The sequence below is a fragment of the Pseudomonas sp. JDS28PS106 genome (genome assembly GCF_036706555.1).
Lineage (GTDB): Bacteria > Pseudomonadota > Gammaproteobacteria > Pseudomonadales > Pseudomonadaceae > Aquipseudomonas.
The window spans coordinates 353,665-371,416 of the sequence record NZ_JBAJGT010000004.1 but is presented as its reverse complement, the minus strand read 5'-3'; the positions used below and the strand labels follow the sequence as shown (position 1 = coordinate 371,416).

Genomic DNA, 17,752 nt, shown 5'->3' with positions numbered 1-17,752 from the left:
CTAGCATGGCGCTCTGTTATCGAGTGCTTTAGTGGAAGCGGCCATGCCTGCCTTGAACGTCCCTGAAATCGAACGGCTTGTCCTGAGCAATGGCCTGAACGTCGTGCTGTGCAGCGCGGTCCGGCTCAAGCGCAGCGCGGCCTCGTTGCGGGTAGCGGCAGGCAGCCATGACGCTCCTTCCCGCTGGCCGGGCCTCGCCCACTTTCTGGAGCACCTGTTCTTTCTCGGCACGGAGCGCTTCGCGGCCGAGCAGAATCTGATGCGCTATGTGCAGGGCTACGGCGGGCAAATCAACGCCAGCACCCGGGAACGCACCACGGATTACTTCTTCGAGCTACCGGCCGCTGCATTGGCCGGTGGCGTGGAGCGGCTGTGCGACATGCTCGCTTATCCACGCATGGACCCGGACGAGCAGCGCCGCGAGCGGGAAGTGCTGCATGCGGAGTTCATCGCCTGGAGCCGGGACGCTGAAGCGCGCCATCAATCCGCCTTGCTCGCCCGACTCGATGCACAGCACCCGCTTCGTGGTTTCCATGCCGGCAACCGCTATAGCCTGGCGGTGCCCAACCCTGCCTTTCAGCAGGCGCTCAAGGATTACTACGCGACCTTCTATCAAGCGGGGCAATTGACCTTGTGCCTGAGCGGGCCGCAGTCGCTGGATGAGCTGCGGGCGCTGGCGATAGCGCATGGCGGGGTGTTTCGGATAGGGGAAAAAGTGGCGCAGGCGGCGCCTCCTGTGTTGGGTTTTGATAATCGCCAGCAAGCTGGCTCCTACAGCGATAAGACTCGGCAACACATACTCTTCGCCTGCGAACAATTGCCTGAAAAATCAGACGAAGCAATAGCCTTCCTATGCCACTGGCTGTCCTCGTCCAAACCCGGCGGCTTGATCGCCGAGTTGCAACACCAGGGCCTCGCCGGTTCGCTAAAGGCCGCGCCCCTTTATCAATTCAACGGCCAGTTATTGCTCGACGTCGAATTCCAAGGTGCCGATTCAGCCCGGCAAGACACCATCGCCGCGCTGTTCTTCAGCTGGCTGACGTTTTTCAAGGCGCACTGGCCCGAACGGGTCGACGAATACAACGACATGCAGCAACTGCGTCTGCAGACCTGCGGCGCGCTGGAGCTGGCGCATCGCTGGTGTCGGAATCTTCCAGCCGGTCTGAGCGAAGGCGGCGCAGCGGCCCTGACCACTCTGCTGACGCGGTTGTCGCCAGAATCGCTGCTCGAACCCCGGACGATGCCGCACCTCCTGGCCCAGCCTCCCGAATGGCACCTCCCGGCGCCCAATCCTTTTCTGCAAGCGGCGCCAGAGCCAGGCACTGAAGCGGCCCTATTCCTGCGCTGGGAATTGCATTCGGCTCAGCCAGCCTTGTTGCGACGGTTACAGGACCTGCTGCGAGGCATGATCGACGACGCCCGGCAAGCGGGTATCAACCTGGCACTCACTGCGCATGGCCGCTACTGGCAACTGAGGCTGGCGGGCGTCCAGCGATCAATGGCGCTGGTCGTCGAACATGCGATGCGCACTCTGCGGCGTGCGGACATGACTGGAATCGGTCAAGACGCCCAGGCGGACAACGATGTCCCGCCCATTCCCATTCGCCAGCTTCTGGCCGCATTGCCAGATGCCGTTCTCGACGAGGGGACTCCGCCCGACGTCGGCCGCCCGCAACCCGTCTGGGAAACCGCCCGCTGGACTGCGCTTGCAGTCGGTCTGTCGCCAGCCAATGAAAGCGCGGTAAACGCTGCGCTGAGCCTGACGCCCGGCCTTGCTCTGGAAACGCCTGTTCCGTTTCCACCGGCCACGCCGGGTCAGCACTGGTCAGTACACGGGTCGGGATCAGCCGAGGATGCGGTGCTGGTGTTCTGTCCGGCGCCGGACGCGTCCATCGCCAGCGAAGCGGCGTGGCGCATGCTCGGGCATCTGATGCAGGGGCCGTTCTATCAGCGCCTGCGGGTCGAGCTGCAACTCGGTTATGCGGTATTCAGCGGCATACGACAGATCGCCGGCCGCACCGGACTGCTGTTCGGCGCGCAGTCGCCTGCGTGCACGGCTCAGGAACTGATGCAGCATATTGAAGGTTTCATCGAACGGCTACCGGAGCTGATCGCGTCAGCCAGTGTGCCCGAACAGTCACGGGCCCTGGCAGCACAGTTCGATCCTGACAGTCTGCCGAATGAGCAATTGGCTGAACTGCGGTGGCATGCCCACTTGTCAGGTCATGGTCCCGAGTATTTCAAGCTGTTGCGTCATGCTTTCGAAGCGCTGGACGCTCAGCAGCTGCTGGATGCGGCAGACCGTCTGGCGAGCGCTGCGGCTGGCTGGCGGGTCCTGAGCAACAGAACTCAATCCTTACCTGAACGGTAACGGACTTTCATGAATATTCTGGCCCAACATAATTGTTAAATTGAGTAACATAGCTCCCTAACCATCTGAACGTATTCCCACGGGGGTGCACTAAGATGATGTCACCCACCGTAGCATTCACATGAAGGAGTCTCCTATGTCGTGGACTAAACCTGCTTACACCGACCTGCGCATCGGCTTCGAAGTCACCATGTACTTCGCTAGCCGTTGATCTCAACGCGCTGGAAAGCCTCGGTTCGCCGGGGCTTTTTTATTTTGGTAACGCTGCCCTTTGTTTTTGCGCTCCAGGTCATCAGGAAGCTCACATGTACATCCAGATTCTAGGCTCCGCCGCCGGTGGCGGGTTTCCCCAGTGGAACTGCAACTGCGCCAACTGCGCGGGCTTTCGCGACGGCAGCCTGCGCGCCCTGGCGCGTACCCAGTCGTCCATCGCCATTTCCGACGATGGCGTGAACTGGGTCCTGTGCAACGCCTCGCCGGACATCCGTGCTCAGTTGCAAGGCTTCGCACCCATGCAGCCGGGCCGCGCGCTGCGTGATACCGGCATCAGCGCCATCATCCTGATGGACAGCCAGATCGACCACACCACCGGCCTGCTCAGCCTGCGCGAAGGCTGCCCGCACGAAGTCTGGTGCACGGATATGGTCCACGAAGACCTGAGCACCGGCTTTCCGTTGTTCGAGATGCTGAAGCACTGGAACGGTGGACTGAAGTGGAACCCCATCGCGCTGGAAGGCAGCTTCACTGTCGAAGCCTGTCCGAATCTGCGCTTTACGCCGTTCCCACTGCGCAGCGCGGCTCCGCCCTACTCGCCGCATCGCTTCGACCCACATCCGGGCGATAATATCGGCCTGATCGTCGAAGACCTGCGCACTGGCGGCAAACTGTTCTACGCGCCCGGTCTGGGGCAGGTGGACGATTCGCTGCGTGAAAAGATGCACGCCGCCGACTGTCTGTTGGTTGACGGGACGCTATGGGACGACGACGAGATGCAGCGCCGCGGCGTCGGCACCCGCACCGGTCGGGAGATGGGCCATCTGGCGCAGAATGGCCCTGGCGGCATGCTCGAAGTGCTGGATGGCTTTGCCAGGCAGCGCAAGGTGCTGATACATATCAACAACACCAATCCGATTCTCGACGAAGACTCTCCGGAGCGCGCCGAGCTTGTCCGCCGCAACGTCGAAGTCGCGTTCGACGGCATGAGCATCGAGCTGTAGAGAATGTTCAACCGGACCCAACGGAGCAAGACATGAGCGAAGCCATTGCGCTGTCCCCCGCCGAATTTGAAAAGGCGCTGCGTGCCAAGGGCGCCTATTACCACATCCATCATCCTTATCACGTGGCGATGTATGAAGGCCGCGCAACCCGCGAACAGATTCAGGGCTGGGTCGCCAACCGTTTCTATTATCAGGTGAACATTCCGCTCAAGGATGCCGCCATCCTCGCCAACTGCCCGGATCGCGAGATCCGTCGTGAGTGGATTCAGCGCCTGCTGGATCACGACGGCGCACCGGGTGAGGACGGCGGTATCGAGGCCTGGCTGCGTCTGGGCCAGGCGGTCGGGCTGGACCCGGACCAGCTGCGTTCCCAGGAACTGGTCCTGCCGGGCGTGCGTTTTGCTGTCGACGCCTACGTCAACTTCGCCCGCCGCGCCAGCTGGCAGGAGGCGGCCAGCAGTTCGCTGACCGAACTCTTCGCCCCGCAGATTCATCAGTCGCGCCTGGACAGCTGGCCGCAGCACTACCCTTGGATCGACCCCGAGGGCTATGTGTATTTCCGCACGCGCTTGTCCCAGGCGCGCCGGGATGTCGAGCATGGCCTTGCCATTACGCTCGAGCACTACACTACCTATGAAAGCCAGCAGCGCATGCTGGAAATTCTGCAGTTCAAACTCGACATTTTGTGGAGCATGCTGGACGCCATGAGCATGGCCTACGAGTTGAACCGTCCGCCGTACCACAGCGTCACAGACCAGCGGGTCTGGCACAAAGGGATTGCCCTATGAACAAGTTCGACCGCAACCTCGTCCCCACCTGGCGCCCCGGCTATCGCTTTCAGTTCGAGCGGGCGCAGAACGCCAATGTGCTGCTTTATCCGGAAGGCATGATCAAGCTCAATGACAGCGCGGGCTGGATCGGTGGCCTGATCGACGGACAACGCACCGTGGCGGCGATCATCGGTGAACTGCAGAGCAAGTTCCCCAATGTTCCGGAACTGGGACTGGATGTCGACGAATTCATGCAGCACGCTCGCCAAGAGAACTGGATCACCCTTGACTGATATGGCCCTTGCGACACCCAACCCCTTGATGCCGCCCAGGCCGGAAACCGGCCTGCCGTTGTGGCTGCTCGCCGAGCTGACCTACCGCTGCCCGCTGCAATGCCCTTATTGCTCCAACCCGCTGGACTTCGCGAAGCAGGGGCAGGAGCTGACCACCGAGCAGTGGTTCAAGGTCATGCAGGAAGCGCGGCAGATGGGTGCGGCGCAGATCGGCTTTTCCGGCGGCGAACCGCTGGTGCGTCAGGATCTGGCGGTATTGATCGCCGAAGCGCGCCGGCTGGGGTTCTACACCAACCTGATCACCTCCGGCATCGGTCTGACCGAGCAGAAAATCATCGATTTCAAGAAAGCCGGCCTGGACCATATCCAGATCAGCTTTCAGGCCAGCGACGAGCAAGTGAACAACATGCTCGCCGGCTCGAAGAAAGCCTTCGCGCAGAAGCTGGAAATGGCCCAGGCGGTGAAGAAACACGGTTACCCGATGGTGCTCAATTTCGTGACCCATCGGCACAACATTGACCGTATCGACCGGATCATCGAGCTTTGCCTCGCCCTCGAAGCGGATTTCGTCGAACTGGCGACCTGTCAGTTCTACGGGTGGGCGCATCTCAATCGCGTCGGGCTGCTGCCGACCAAAGACCAACTGGTGCGCGCCGAGGCGATCACCAACCAGTATCGCGACAAGATCGCGGCAGAGGGACGTCCCTGCAAGCTGATCTTCGTGACGCCGGACTATTACGAAGAACGCCCTAAAGGCTGCATGAACGGCTGGGGCAGCATTTTCCTCACCGTGACGCCTGATGGCACGGCCCTGCCCTGTCATGGCGCTCGCCAGATGCCGATCGAGTTTCCCAATGTGCGCGACCACAGCATGCAGCACATCTGGTACGACTCGTTCGGCTTCAATCGTTTCCGGGGTTACGACTGGATGCCCGAGCCGTGCCGCTCGTGCGACGAGAAAGAGAAAGACTTCGGCGGCTGCCGCTGTCAGGCCTACATGCTGACCGGCGATGCCGCCAATGCCGACCCGGTCTGTAGTAAATCCCCACACCATGGGTTGATTACCCAGGCGCGGGATGAGGCCGAGACCGCCACTCAAACCATCGAACAACTGGCCTTCCGCAATGAACGAAACTCACGTCTCATCGCCAAATCTTCCTGAGCCGCTGACCGCAGCCCAGGCAGTTGCAGCCGGTGTCGATTTTGCCGAGCTGGATGTCAACTCGGCCGGCCTGTTCTGGAACGAATACCGTCCTGAAGATGGCGCCTGCCGAATCTGGCACTGGTACGCCAGTGAAGCCCACTGCCTGACGCCGCAGGGGTTCAGTGCCCGCAGCCGGGTCTACGAATACGGCGGCGGGTCTTTCTGTCTGGCGGACGATGCAGTGGTGTTTGTCAATGAAAGCGATCAACAGTTGTATCGCCAAGGGCTGGATGGCGCCACGCCGGTACAGCTCACCCAAGGCGACAAGCACTATGGCGGCGTCTTCTTCAGCAACGGTCAGATCCTCGCCGTCGAGGAAGACGACAGGACGCACCGGCTGGTCGCCATTGACCTGACGGAGGGTCAGCGCACGCTGTTGGCCGAGGGTGCCGACTTCTACGCCTCGCCGGTCGTCAGCGCCGACGGCACACGTCTGGCCTGGATCGAGTGGCAGCGGCCGCATCAGCCCTGGACCAGCACCCGCTTGATGTGCGCGCAGCGTCAGGATGACGGAAGCTGGTCGGCGCCGCGCTGTGTCTCGGGAGACAATGCCGAACAGTCCTTGCAGCAGCCGCGCTTCGACGCACACGGGCTGTTGTATTGCCTGAATGACCTGAACGGATTCTGGCAGCCTTGGGGCGAGACAGCTTCAGGGTTCGAACCTTTGCCGGCCGCAACGGCGGACCACTCGTCCGCGCCCTGGCAGCTGGGCAGTTGCACTTGGCTGCCGGTCAGCGGTGGCTATCTCGCCACCTGGTTCGACAACGGTACCGGCGTGCTGGGGCTGCGCGGGGCGGACGGCACGATCGAGGACTACAGCGGCGATTACAGCCGCTTTCGGAGTCTGGCGCTGGACGAGGCTTTCATCTACTGCATTGCCGCGTCGGCGGTCAGCACCTCGGCGGTGATTGCGATATCGCGCACCGACCACAGCACCACGGTCCTCGCCGGAGGTGGCGCGCCGCTGCCACCGGAGCGCATCAGCCGCCCGCAGCCGCTGAGCTATCCCAGTGGTTCCGGCAACGCCCATGGCTATTTTTACCCAGCGATGCATGGCGAAGAGAGGCCTCCGCTGGTGGTGTTCATCCACGGCGGGCCGACGTCGGCCTGTTATCCGGTGCTCGACCCGCGTATCCAATACTGGACCCAGCGTGGCTTCGCCGTCGCGGATCTGAACTACCGTGGCAGCACCGGTTACGGACGTGAGTATCGGCAGAGTCTGCATCTGAACTGGGGTGTCGTGGACGTCGAAGACGCCTGCGCCGTGGTCGCTCATCTGGCCGAGCGTGGCTTGATCGACCCGGACAAGGCGTTCATCCGCGGCGGCAGCGCCGGCGGGTATACGACGCTGTGCGCCCTGGCATTCCAACAGGTGTTTCGCGCTGGAGCGAGCCTTTACGGCGTCAGCGACCCGATTGCCCTGGCAAAAGCCACTCACAAGTTCGAAGGCGATTATCTGGACTGGCTGATCGGCGATCCTGTGCAGGATGTGGAGCGCTACAACGCGCGGACGCCCCTGCTGCACGCGGATGGCATCACGGTGCCGGTGGTATTTTTCCAGGGGGAGCTGGACGCGGTGGTCGTCCCGGAACAGACCCGCGCCATGCTGGATGCGTTGCTCAAGCGCGGAATTCCGGCCCAGGCGCATTTCTATGCGGATGAACGCCACGGATTCCGCAAGGCGAGCAACCAGGCGCATGCGCTGGAAGCGGAGTGGCAGTTTTATTGCGATGTGCTCAAATAATCGCCAGCAAGCTGGCTCCTACACCATTCCTCGTAGGAGCCAGCTTGCTGGCGATAAAAATTCACCCACCCACATCATTTTCGCGTAACGATGATGTAGATCGCATGAATGATGCCGGGAATGTAACCCAGGATCGTCAGCAGGATATTGAGCCAGAACGCACCGCCAAGGCCGACTTGCAGGAACACACCCAGCGGAGGCAACAGGATGGCGAAGATGATGCGGATGATGTCCATGAGTAAGCTCCCGATTAGCGGCCTTTCGCAGGCCGGACAGCTAATCGACCCTGGCCGGTCTTGAGGGTTCCACCCGCTCTGGCAGGCTGCTATCAGGGGATGACTCTATACGGGAGGGTTTGTTTGCAGAATGTTGCAGACGTCGCGAGTCAGGATTGCAAAGCCGGACAAATGCCAAATCGCAGACAAAGAAAACCCCGCCTAAGCGGGGTTTTCCAGACTGTTTCCCTGACTTCCCTTTCGTCCCACCATCCTGGCAGGCATCCCTACGTGTCCCTGTTGTGAAGTGCGCTTCCTGCGCGGCGTCCATGGAAAGTAGATTAACTTTGGATCCATTTTTGCGATAGGGGCATTTTCCGGCATATCGTGTAAGCAAAAGCTTACAAGCAGATTTCCCCTTAGAACTGCCCCGCATCCAGCAAATACAAGGATTCACTGCCAGCGCGCACGGACGCATCCAGCGAATGTATCCGCGGCAACAATCTTGCGAAGTAGAAACGCGCCGTTCCCAGCTTGCTGGCGTAGAACTCATCCGCCGCTTCCTTGCCGCTTGCAGCCTTGGCCATCATCGCCCACATGTACGCATAGGCTGTGTAGCCGAACATGTGTAGATACTCGACCGACGCGGCGCCGATCTCGTTCGGATTGGTGCGGGAGCGATCGAGCACCCAGCCGGTCAGCTCGTCGAGCTTCTCCAGCGCCGCGCTCAACGGCCGCGTGAACTCGGCTTGCGTGGCGTCTGCCGTCTCGATGAATTGCCGGACCTCATCCGAGAACAGCTGATAGAAAGCACCGCCGGAACCGACGATCTTGCGCCCGACCAGATCCAGGGCCTGAATGCCGTTGGTGCCTTCGTAGATCTGGGTAATACGCACATCACGAACCAGCTGTTCCTGGCCCCATTCGCGGATATAGCCGTGCCCGCCGAAAATCTGCTGTCCATGAACCGTGGTTTCCAGGCCGAGATCGGTCAGGAATGCCTTGGCGACCGGGGTCAGCAAGGCCACCAGGTCATCCGCTCGCTTGCGGGCGAGTTCGTCTTCGCTGAACTTGGCGATGTCGAGCTGCAAGGCAACGTAACTGGAAAACGCCCTCCCGCCCTCGTTGAAGGCTTTCATGGTCAGCAGCATGCGGCGCACGTCGGGATGAACGATGATCGGGTCCGCGATCTTGCCGCTGTGCTGGGCGCCGGTTGGAGCACGGCTTTGCAGGCGGTCGCGGGCGTATTCGATCGCATTCTGGTAAGACCTCACGCCGGAAGCCAGACCCTGGATGCCGACACCCAGCCGCTCGTAGTTCATCATCGTGAACATGGCGGCGAGGCCTTTGTTCGGCTCGCCGATCAGATAGCCAACGGCGGCATCGAAGTTCATCACGCAGGTCGCCGAGGCCTGGATCCCCATCTTGTGCTCGATGGAACCACAGCTGACGGTATTGCGCGCGCCCAGGCTGCCATCGTCATTGACCATGAACTTGGGCACCAGAAACAGCGAAATGCCCTTGGGGCCGGCCGGCGCATCGGGAAGCTTGGCCAGCACCAGATGAATGATGTTCTCGGTCAGGTCATGCTCGCCGCCAGTGATGAAAATCTTGCTGCCGGTGATTTCGTAGGCGCCATCGGCCCGCGGTTGCGCCTTGGTGCGGATGATGCCCAGGTCCGTGCCCGCGTGGGCTTCGGTCAGGCACATCGAGCCGCACCAGGTCCCGGCATACATGTTCGGCAGGTATTTGGCCTTGAGCGCTTCGGTCGCGTGGGCGTTGATCGACACGCAAGCCCCGGAAGTCAGCATGGGATACAGACCGAACGCAAGGCTGGCGGAGTTGAGCATTTCTTCGACCTGAGCGGAAACCACCTTGGGCATGCCCATGCCGCCGAACTCCGGATTGCCGCCAACGCCGACCCAACCGCCTTCCGCGTAGGTCCGGTACGCTTCGGGAAACCCGGCCGGGGTCGTGACCACGGTGTCATTCCAGTGGCAGCCTTCTTCGTCAGCGCCCCGGCTCAGCGGCGCGATGCCTTTGCTGGTGACTTTGCCGGCCTCTTCGAGAATCGCGTCGACAGTTTCCGCATCTACCGCCCCGGCCAGCTCCGGCAGCGTGGCCCAGAGTTTCGAGACTTCGAAGACTTCGTTGAGGACGAAGCGCATATCGCGCAGAGGGGCTTGATAATCGGCCATGGCAAACCTCGCATTCGAGAAGCAGACAGCGTGATGAAGCCGGTGAGCGCGATGCCTTGCGCCGGTCCGGGAGTCGATGCTCGGAGTCTACCCGAACAACATTTCAGAGACATAGGGTCGTGTCGTGACTATGCAGTATTCAACAGTCACGCTTATAAGCCGACATAAGCAGGCATTGGCTTGAGCAATTGCGGGGGGTAAAGCGAGCCCCGGAGGATGCCGGAGCGAAAGGATCAACCGAAGGCTTCGGAGGTGCGCACGGCGCCGCGTTTGTTCTGCTGACCATGAGCGATGACGCAGTTGCGCCCGGCGCCTTTGGCGGCGTAAAGCGCCTGGTCGGCGGTTTTCAGGACTTCTTCCGGCGTGCGGTGTTCAGGCTGGCGCTCGGCGACGCCAATGCTGATCGTGACCGACACGCTCGTCGCAGCCATTGCCCCGCGACGCTGTCGGCCCTGTTGATCGTCCTGGGGACGGTTCTCCTTGTTACGCAACTGGATTTCGTAGTTGGCAATGGTTTCGCGGATGGCCTCCAGATGCGGAAGACACTCTTCGACGGTCTTGCCCGCGAACACGATGGCAAATTCCTCGCCCCCATAGCGATAAGCCTTGCCGCCACCGCTGGTGATTTTCGACAGCTTGCTCGCGACCAGCCTGAGCACCTGATCGCCAACGTCATGGCCGTGGGTATCGTTGAATTTCTTGAAATGATCCACATCGCTCATCGCCAGCACATAGCTGCGTCCCAGCCGCTGCATGCGCTCGTTGAGCGCGCGACGACCGGGCAGGCCGGTGAGCTCATCGCGGAAGGCCATCTGATAGGCCTCATGGGCAACGGCCGCGGCAATCATCAGCATGACCTGACTGCACATGATGTTGAGTGTGAACGGCAGGATGAAGGTTTTCGGCAGGGCCCAGAACAATCCGATCAGGCCGACCAGCTGGGCGGCATGCAGGGGCCGCGGCTTTTCGAGGTACTGCCAGATCAGCACGGCGAAGGAAACGAAAAACATCGCATAGGACAGCTGCACCAGCGTCATCCAGGCGCCATGCAGCGCCGGCCAGCGGATATCGGCCAGCCAGGCCTGCAGCTCGACCGGGTAGCTCTGCTCAAGCCCCAGCGCAACGCCGCCCACCGCCGCCAGCACCGCCAGACGCGCGACCAGATCCTGGACCAGATGCGTTCGCTCTTCCCAGGCCGCGTACAGGCCGAACATCACCGGCAACAGCAGGCATATCAGGTGGAAGATCACGGCCGCGTCTTCACGCACCCGACCGTTGTCGCGGTAGAAGTCGGTCTGGGTGTCGAGCAGGAAATAGGCCACGTAGACCGTGATCATCAGAAACAGCTCGCGCTGTCGCCGGTATACCCCGCAATAGGCGCCACCCAGCAACAGAATCAACGTCGGCAGTACGTTGAACAGCGAGGTGAAGAACACACTCAGGTCTCTGACGTAGGCAGCCGCCAGCCCGGCGATCAGAAGCGCCAGGGCGGGTAGAAAATGGCTGACACGCGCAGCGGACAAACGAAGCAAGAATACGACTCCTGGTCGGCACCGGGCCAAAAGGCCGAATGATGGCATTGTGCCCGCATCCAGCGAACAATGCATTCAGCAGGATCATTCAGTGATGACTTTTTCTGTAACGGCAGGAAATCCAAAAGGTTTATGCGCAAAGTGTGAAGGTTCTTTAACAGAACCAAACCGCAGGCAATAAAAAACCGCCTGATCCGAAGACCAGGCGGTTGGATAGTACGGACGCGGCTCAGCTCATCAGTAAGCCAGACCAAAGTCTTCTTCTTTCATATCCATCAGGTTGGCGGCGCCTGACAGGATCGCTGCAACGTGAGTGCGCGTACGAGGCAGAATGCGCTGGAAGTAGAAGCGGGCGGTCTGCAGCTTGGCGCGGTAGAAAGCCTCTTCGGTCGTTCCGGCCGCCAGCTTTTCAGTAGCAACGCGGGCCATGTCGGCCCAGAAGTAGGCCAGGCAGGCATAACCGGAGAACATCACATAGTCGACCGAAGCGGCGCCGACTTCCTCGCGGTCCTTCATCGCCGCCATGCCGATCTTCATGGTCAGCTCGCCCCATTCCTTGTTCAGCGTGGCCAGCGGCGTGATGAATTCCTGAACGCCTTCGCTGCCTTCGTTGGCCTGGCAGAACTTGTGGACGATCTTGGTGAAGCCCTTGAGTGCTTCGCCCTGGGTCATCAGCACCTTGCGACCCAGCAGGTCCAGCGCCTGAATACCGGTGGTGCCTTCGTACAACATGGAGATGCGACTGTCGCGCACGTTCTGCTCCATGCCCCACTCGGCGATGAAGCCGTGACCGCCGTAGATCTGCACGCCATGGTTCGCCGCTTCGAAACCGACCTCCGTCATGAACGCCTTGGCGATCGGCGTCATGAACGCCAGAAGCGCGTCGGCGGCTTTGCGCTGCTCTTCATCCTGGCTGTATTTGACGATGTCCACCTGCTTGGCCGTGAAGTAGACCATCGCACGCGTGCCTTCGGCGAACGCTTTGGTGGTCAGCAACATGCGACGCACGTCTGGATGGACGATGATCGGGTCGGCGGCCTTGTCCGGAGCCTTGGGACCTGTGAGCGAACGCATCTGCAAGCGGTCGCGGGCATATTTCAGGCCGCCCTGGAAAGCGATTTCAGCGTGGGCCAGGCCCTGCAATGCGGTGCCGAGGCGTGCGGTGTTCATGAAGGTGAACATGCAGTTCAGGCCCTTGTTCGGCGGGCCGATCAGGAAGCCGGTCGCCGAATCGAAGTTCATCACGCAAGTGGCGTTGCCGTGGATGCCCATCTTGTGCTCGAGCGAACCGCAGGTGACTGCGTTGCGCTGGCCGATCCCGCCATCGGTGGACGGCAGGAACTTGGGCACGATGAACAGCGAAATGCCTTTGGTGCCCGCCGGTGCATCCGGCAGACGCGCCAGCACGATGTGCACGATGTTATCGGCCATGTCGTGTTCGCCGGCGGAGATGAAGATCTTGGTGCCGGTCACTTTATAGCTGCCGTCCGCCTGTGGCTCGGCCTTGGTGCGCAGCATACCCAGGTCGGTGCCGCAATGAGGTTCGGTCAGGCACATGGTGCCGGTCCATTCGCCGGACACCAGCTTGGTCAGGTACGCCTCTTGCTGTTCGGGCGTGCCGTGCTCGGAAATCGTGTTCATCGCGCCATGGGACAAGCCGGGGTACATGCCCCACGACCAGTTCGCCTCGCCGATCATTTCGCTGATTGCCAGCCCCAGTGACTCGGGAAGCCCCTGCCCGCCATGCTCCACGTCATGCGCCAGGCTCGGCCAGCCGCCTTCGACGAACTGCTTGTAGGCCTGCTTGAAACCGGCAGGCGTTGTGACGCCCGTTTCGCTCCAGGTGCAGCCTTCGATGTCACCCACCCGATTCAACGGCGCCAGCACCTGCTCGCAGAACTTGGCACCCTCTTCGAGGATGGCGTCGACCATGTCAGGCGTCGCGTCCTGACAGCCCGGCAGACTTTGATAGTGGGCTTCGTAACCGAGCAGCTCATCACGAACGAAACGAATATCACGCAAGGGGGCCTTGTAATCAGGCATAGCGATAAACCTCTGCTGATGAATCCTGGAACGAATGACCGAACGATCGCCGGCGGCTTGCTCGGGACACACGAGAGGCTCGTATGCTTGACGGTCAAACAGGTGTTTGAAACTTACGTTTTAGCCTGATTGTTGTCAATAGCGTCGCGACCACCATTCGTCATCACGGCACTGAACGCCGCGCAGGCAAAGGCCTGGCGCGAGAATCGCGTGTCGAGGAAAGTCTAGTAGAGGCTTGGGAGAGGACAGCGTGGATACAGCGCGGTGATGCGAAGCGATTCAAAAAATGACGCCGCGCAAGGGGCGCGGCGTCATTATGGCAACAGCAGCGGGATCAGGCGTAGGTGTCGATCAGCGTGCCTAGTGCTTCGTCGCTGGCCTTCTGCGCGGCCAGGCCTGCCTGGATCTGCTCCTTGCCAGCCGCCAGTTCAACGATGTTGGCCGACAGGTCGGAGCGCTGGCTGCGCTCCACGGAACGCAGGTTTTCCAACTGGAAATCCGAAGACTGGCTTCTGCCGGACACCTCGATGTTGGTGCTGGCGATCTGCGTGGCAGCCTGATCCACGCGCTGTTGCCCGACCTCGATGGCACCGAGTCCTGGATAAAGCGTGTTGGTCATGGAAATCTGCATGGCATCGTCCTCGGTTCAGAAATGCGAACAGCGCTATTGAATCAGCAAACGCCGCGAATTGCCCGAAAAAAAGACTAATGGCACAACGCCGCACGATAGAGCGCGACCGCTCAGGATCGACTCAGACGCTCCAAATGCAGATAAGATGCCACCTGCGCGGCACTCGCCTGCCCCAACCTTGGCACGCGACCCAGACACGGAGCCGGCAGCCGCTCTTCCAGCGTTGCCAGATTTTCATTCAGCCGCGAAGTGTCCGGCTCGATGATGTTCGCCACCCAGCCGGCCAGCCTCAGACCGTCCCGGGCGATGGCTTCGGCGCTGAGCAGTGCATGATTGATACAGCCCAGCCGCACGCCCACGATCAGAATCACCGGCAAATCCAGAGCCATCGCCAGATCGGACAGATTGCTCTGACCGGCCAAGGGCACACGCCAGCCGCCGGCACCTTCGATCAGGGTGAAGTCTGCGCCCTTTCCCAGCAGCTTCAGCATCGGCGCAAGCAGTGCGTCCACGTTCAGCTCGACACCAGCTTCACGCGCTGCGAGATGAGGCGCAATGGCTGGCTCGAACGTGAACGGATTGACCTCTTCATAGCGAAGATCGAGCGAGCACTCGGCCAACAGCGCCAAGGCATCGGCGTTTCGCAAACCTTCCGGCGACAAGTTGCTACCCGACGCGACCGGCTTGCCCGCCGCCGTGCTGCGTCCCGCCAGACGCGCTGCATGCAGCAAGCCTGCGGCAACGGTGGTCTTGCCTGCGTCGGTGTCGGTTCCAGTGATGAAATAGGCGGCGGTCATCGTGCGGTTTGTTCCTGGATCATCGGTTTCTCAAGCACGGCGTACACCGCCTGATAGGTGGCCGGCAGCCCGGCGTCATCGCGGAAGCCTTCGTACGCTTCGACCAGCCGCCGAATTCGTTCGCGGCCAGTCAGGCCATTCGGGCGGCCAGGGTTGAGATTGTGTGCGCCCAAAGCCTTGAGTTCATGGGTCAGGCTGCGGACATCCGGGTAATGCAGCACGTGGGGACGCACTTCAAGGCTGCGGATCTGCAATCCGCTGGCGGCACACAGACGCTGGTAATCTTCCAGCTCGCGAAAACGGTTCACGTGCACCAGGCCATCCACTGCCCGCCAGCTTTCCCGTAACTCATACAGCGTGCCGACGCACAGGCTGGCGAAGGCAAACACGCCGCCGGGCCGCAGCGCGCGTCGAGCCTCGGCCAGCACTGCGGCAAAATCCGGGCACCACTGCACGGCCAGACTGGAAAAGATCAGATCCAGGCTGCCGTCCTTCAACGGCAAGCGCTCCGCGTCGCCAGCGACGAAATATTGCGCGCCGCCGAGCGGACGGGCATGGCGAAGCATGCCTTCGGCGATATCCAGCGCGATGCCTTCGCTGCCGGCGAATGTGTCGGCAAGCGTTCGGCTGAAATAGCCGGTGCCGCTGCCCAGATCGAGCCAGCGCCGCGGGCGCAGCTGTTGCGGCAGGGACGCCATGAGATGGCCGCCGACCGCTCTCTGCAATGCCGCGACGCTGTCGTAACTGCCGGCCGCTCGCGAAAAGGACGCCGCGACCTGGCGCTTGTCCGGAAGGGTGCCCGGTAATTTGGGTCTGGAAAGATCAGTCATCGCCGGACTCGTGCAAGAAAGCATGGATCGCCGCCGCGACGCCATGGGGGTTTTCCAGGGGGAAAGCATGGCTGGCCTGTTCGATGACGCCGACTTCGACATCCGGTAGCAACGCCAGCAGGTCACCAGCCGCCTCGGCCGGAACGAAGGCGTCCAGCCCGGCGAACAGATGCAATTGCGGACCTCGAAAGGTCTGTAACGCACCGCGAGTGTCCAGTTGCTCCAGCACCTTGAGGCCGTTGGCCAGCGCTCGCGTCCCGGCGTGAGGCGCCGCGGACTTGAGCAGCCGGGCCAGCCCGCGCGGATCGGCCGCCCCTTGGGCGCAGAGCAGACTGAAACGTTTGATTGTGCCGTCGGGGTCAGCGTTGCAGCCGGTCAGAAACGCGCCAAAGTCACCCTCGGGCATCGCATTGGGCCAGGCACCGCGTGGAATGAAACAGGCGTTGCTGCCCAAGGTGAACAAGCCGCAGCAGCGTTCGCCGCGACGCGCCGCCAGTTCCGCCGCCAGCATCCCGCCCAGCGACCAGCCGCCCAGCCAGGTGTCGTCAGGAAGGTTGGCATCGAGTTCGTCGAGCCAGTCGGCGGTTTCGCTGCTGTCGAGTTCGGGCAGCGGCTCGACATCCACCTGCAAACGCTCGTCCAGCCCGCGCAATGCAGCGGCGAGCGGCTCCAGTGGTGAAACGCCAAGGCCCCAGCCTGGCAGCAGGATCAAACGATTACGCATGATGCGACTCCCTCGGTTCGTCCGCATCCAGCAGGGGATAACACTCCGCCAGTGCCTCCAGCAGCATTCGTACCTGGGCTTCACTGTGCGCGGCGGACAGGGTCACCCGCAAACGCGCCCCGCCCACCGGTACGGTTGGCGGTCTGATGGCAGTCACCAGCAAGCCCCTTTCCCGCAAGAGCCGGGACAGCTGCAAGGCGCGCCCGGCGTCGCCGATCAGGATCGGCTGGATAGGCGTAACACTTTCCATCAGGAGCAGGCCGATCCGTGTGGCGCCTTCCCGGAATACCTGAATCAAGTGCGCCAGATGCTCACGTCGCCAGTGCTCGCTGCGCAGCAACTGGAGACTTTTCAACGTGGCGCAGGCCAGCGCGGGCGGCTGGCTGGTGGTGTAAACATAGGGGCGGGCGAACTGGATCAGGGTCTCGATCAATTCTTCGCTACCGGCCACGAACGCGCCGGCCGTGCCGAACGACTTGCCCAGGGTGCCGACCAGTACCGGCACATCGTCCAGACTCAGCCCGAAATGCTCGACGATTCCCGCACCGGATGCCCCCAGCGGACCGAAGCCATGCGCATCGTCCACCATCAGCCAGGCGCCACGGGCTTTCGCCGCGCGCGCCAGGGCGGGCAGATCGGCAATGTCACCATCCATGCTGAAGACGCCGTCGGTCACCACCAGCGTATCGCCGATCGCTTTGTCCAGACGAGCATTCAGACTCTGCAAATCGTTGTGCAGATAACGGGAAAAACGCGCACCACTGAGCAGACCGGCGTCCAGCAACGAAGCGTGGTTGAGGCGATCTTCAAGCACCGTGTCGCCCTGCCCCACCAGCGCGGTTACCGCGCCCAGGTTCGCCATATAGCCATTGGAGAACAGCAGCGCCCGCGGCCGGCCGGTGAACTCGGCCAAAGCTTCTTCGAGTTCGTGGTGAGGCGTGCTGTGGCCGATCACCAGATGCGAAGCACCACCGCCCACGCCCCAGCGATCGGCGCCCGCCTGCCAGGCGCGAATCACTTCGGGGTGGTTGGCGAGCCCCAGATAGTCGTTGTTGCAGAACGCCAGCAAGGGTTGGCCGTCGACCACCACTTGCGGGCCCTGCGGGCTTTGCAGAAGCGGTCGCCGGCGATACAGCTGCGCATCGCGCCGGGCGTCGAGCCGGGCGCGCAGATCGAAGGACAT

Annotated in this window: 16 protein-coding genes; 7 read left to right on the top strand and 9 right to left on the bottom strand. The window is 61.8% G+C overall.

Annotated elements, in window-relative coordinates; all coding sequences use genetic code 11:
* The first annotated feature begins 43 nt into the window (after positions 1–43).
* From pqqF to TRP66_RS08990, 7 genes are all read left to right on the top strand, one after another.
* Complete coding sequence (gene pqqF / locus TRP66_RS09020; protein ID WP_333401189.1) at positions 44–2,371, top strand: pyrroloquinoline quinone biosynthesis protein PqqF; 2,328 nt, start codon at positions 44–46, stop codon at positions 2,369–2,371.
* Positions 2,372–2,507: 136 nt separating this feature from the next.
* The gene (gene pqqA / locus TRP66_RS09015) at positions 2,508–2,582 is read left to right on the top strand and encodes a pyrroloquinoline quinone precursor peptide PqqA (protein WP_003422658.1); all 75 of its coding nucleotides are present in this window, start codon (positions 2,508–2,510) and stop codon (positions 2,580–2,582) included.
* Positions 2,583–2,676: 94 nt separating this feature from the next.
* Positions 2,677–3,588, top strand: a complete 912-nt coding sequence (pqqB, locus tag TRP66_RS09010) for a pyrroloquinoline quinone biosynthesis protein PqqB (RefSeq protein WP_333401188.1) — start codon at positions 2,677–2,679, stop codon at positions 3,586–3,588.
* Between the two features lie 32 nt (positions 3,589–3,620).
* Positions 3,621–4,376 carry a pyrroloquinoline-quinone synthase PqqC gene (gene pqqC / locus TRP66_RS09005; protein ID WP_333401187.1) on the top strand — a complete coding sequence of 252 codons (756 nt, stop codon included), beginning with the start codon at positions 3,621–3,623 and terminating at the stop codon, positions 4,374–4,376.
* Positions 4,373–4,651 carry a pyrroloquinoline quinone biosynthesis peptide chaperone PqqD gene (pqqD, locus tag TRP66_RS09000; protein ID WP_333401186.1) on the top strand — a complete coding sequence of 93 codons (279 nt, stop codon included), beginning with the start codon at positions 4,373–4,375 and terminating at the stop codon, positions 4,649–4,651. The genes pqqC and pqqD overlap by 4 nt, the downstream gene beginning before the upstream one ends.
* A gap of 1 nt (position 4,652) precedes the next feature.
* A complete protein-coding gene (pqqE, locus tag TRP66_RS08995) occupies positions 4,653–5,813 on the top strand; it encodes a pyrroloquinoline quinone biosynthesis protein PqqE (RefSeq protein ID WP_333401340.1) in 1,161 nt (386 codons plus the stop codon).
* A complete protein-coding gene (locus tag TRP66_RS08990; protein ID WP_333401185.1) occupies positions 5,776–7,599 on the top strand; it encodes a S9 family peptidase in 1,824 nt (607 codons plus the stop codon). Before pqqE ends, TRP66_RS08990 begins: the two co-directional genes overlap by 38 nt.
* A 74-nt stretch (positions 7,600–7,673) precedes the next feature.
* Here the strand turns inward: TRP66_RS08990 and TRP66_RS08985 are convergent, their stop codons facing one another.
* From TRP66_RS08985 to bioF, 9 genes are all read right to left on the bottom strand, one after another.
* The gene (locus TRP66_RS08985) at positions 7,674–7,835 is read right to left on the bottom strand and encodes a YqaE/Pmp3 family membrane protein (protein WP_333401184.1); all 162 of its coding nucleotides are present in this window, start codon (positions 7,833–7,835) and stop codon (positions 7,674–7,676) included.
* A gap of 398 nt (positions 7,836–8,233) precedes the next feature.
* Entirely contained in the window at positions 8,234–10,012 is a 1,779-nt protein-coding gene (locus TRP66_RS08980; protein WP_333401183.1) for an acyl-CoA dehydrogenase C-terminal domain-containing protein, read from the bottom strand.
* A gap of 233 nt (positions 10,013–10,245) precedes the next feature.
* The gene (locus tag TRP66_RS08975) at positions 10,246–11,544 is read right to left on the bottom strand and encodes a GGDEF domain-containing protein (protein WP_333401182.1); all 1,299 of its coding nucleotides are present in this window, start codon (positions 11,542–11,544) and stop codon (positions 10,246–10,248) included.
* A 237-nt stretch (positions 11,545–11,781) separates the two neighbouring features.
* Complete coding sequence (locus TRP66_RS08970; RefSeq protein WP_333401181.1) at positions 11,782–13,587, bottom strand: phenylacyl-CoA dehydrogenase; 1,806 nt, start codon at positions 13,585–13,587, stop codon at positions 11,782–11,784.
* A gap of 334 nt (positions 13,588–13,921) precedes the next feature.
* Positions 13,922–14,218 carry a pyrroloquinoline quinone biosynthesis protein PqqE gene (locus TRP66_RS08965; RefSeq protein ID WP_333401180.1) on the bottom strand — a complete coding sequence of 99 codons (297 nt, stop codon included), beginning with the start codon at positions 14,216–14,218 and terminating at the stop codon, positions 13,922–13,924.
* A 110-nt stretch (positions 14,219–14,328) separates the two neighbouring features.
* Positions 14,329–15,015 carry a dethiobiotin synthase gene (gene bioD, locus TRP66_RS08960; protein WP_333401179.1) on the bottom strand — a complete coding sequence of 229 codons (687 nt, stop codon included), beginning with the start codon at positions 15,013–15,015 and terminating at the stop codon, positions 14,329–14,331.
* On the bottom strand, positions 15,012–15,845 hold the full coding sequence (gene bioC / locus TRP66_RS08955) for a malonyl-ACP O-methyltransferase BioC (protein WP_333401177.1): 834 nt from the start codon (positions 15,843–15,845) through the stop codon (positions 15,012–15,014). The genes bioD and bioC overlap by 4 nt, the downstream gene beginning before the upstream one ends.
* Positions 15,838–16,569 (bottom strand): alpha/beta fold hydrolase, encoded by a 732-nt coding sequence (locus TRP66_RS08950; RefSeq protein WP_333401176.1) that lies wholly within the window; start codon positions 16,567–16,569, stop codon positions 15,838–15,840. The genes bioC and TRP66_RS08950 overlap by 8 nt, the downstream gene beginning before the upstream one ends.
* Positions 16,562–17,752 carry an 8-amino-7-oxononanoate synthase gene (gene bioF / locus TRP66_RS08945; protein ID WP_333401175.1) on the bottom strand — a complete coding sequence of 397 codons (1,191 nt, stop codon included), beginning with the start codon at positions 17,750–17,752 and terminating at the stop codon, positions 16,562–16,564. Before bioF ends, TRP66_RS08950 begins: the two co-directional genes overlap by 8 nt.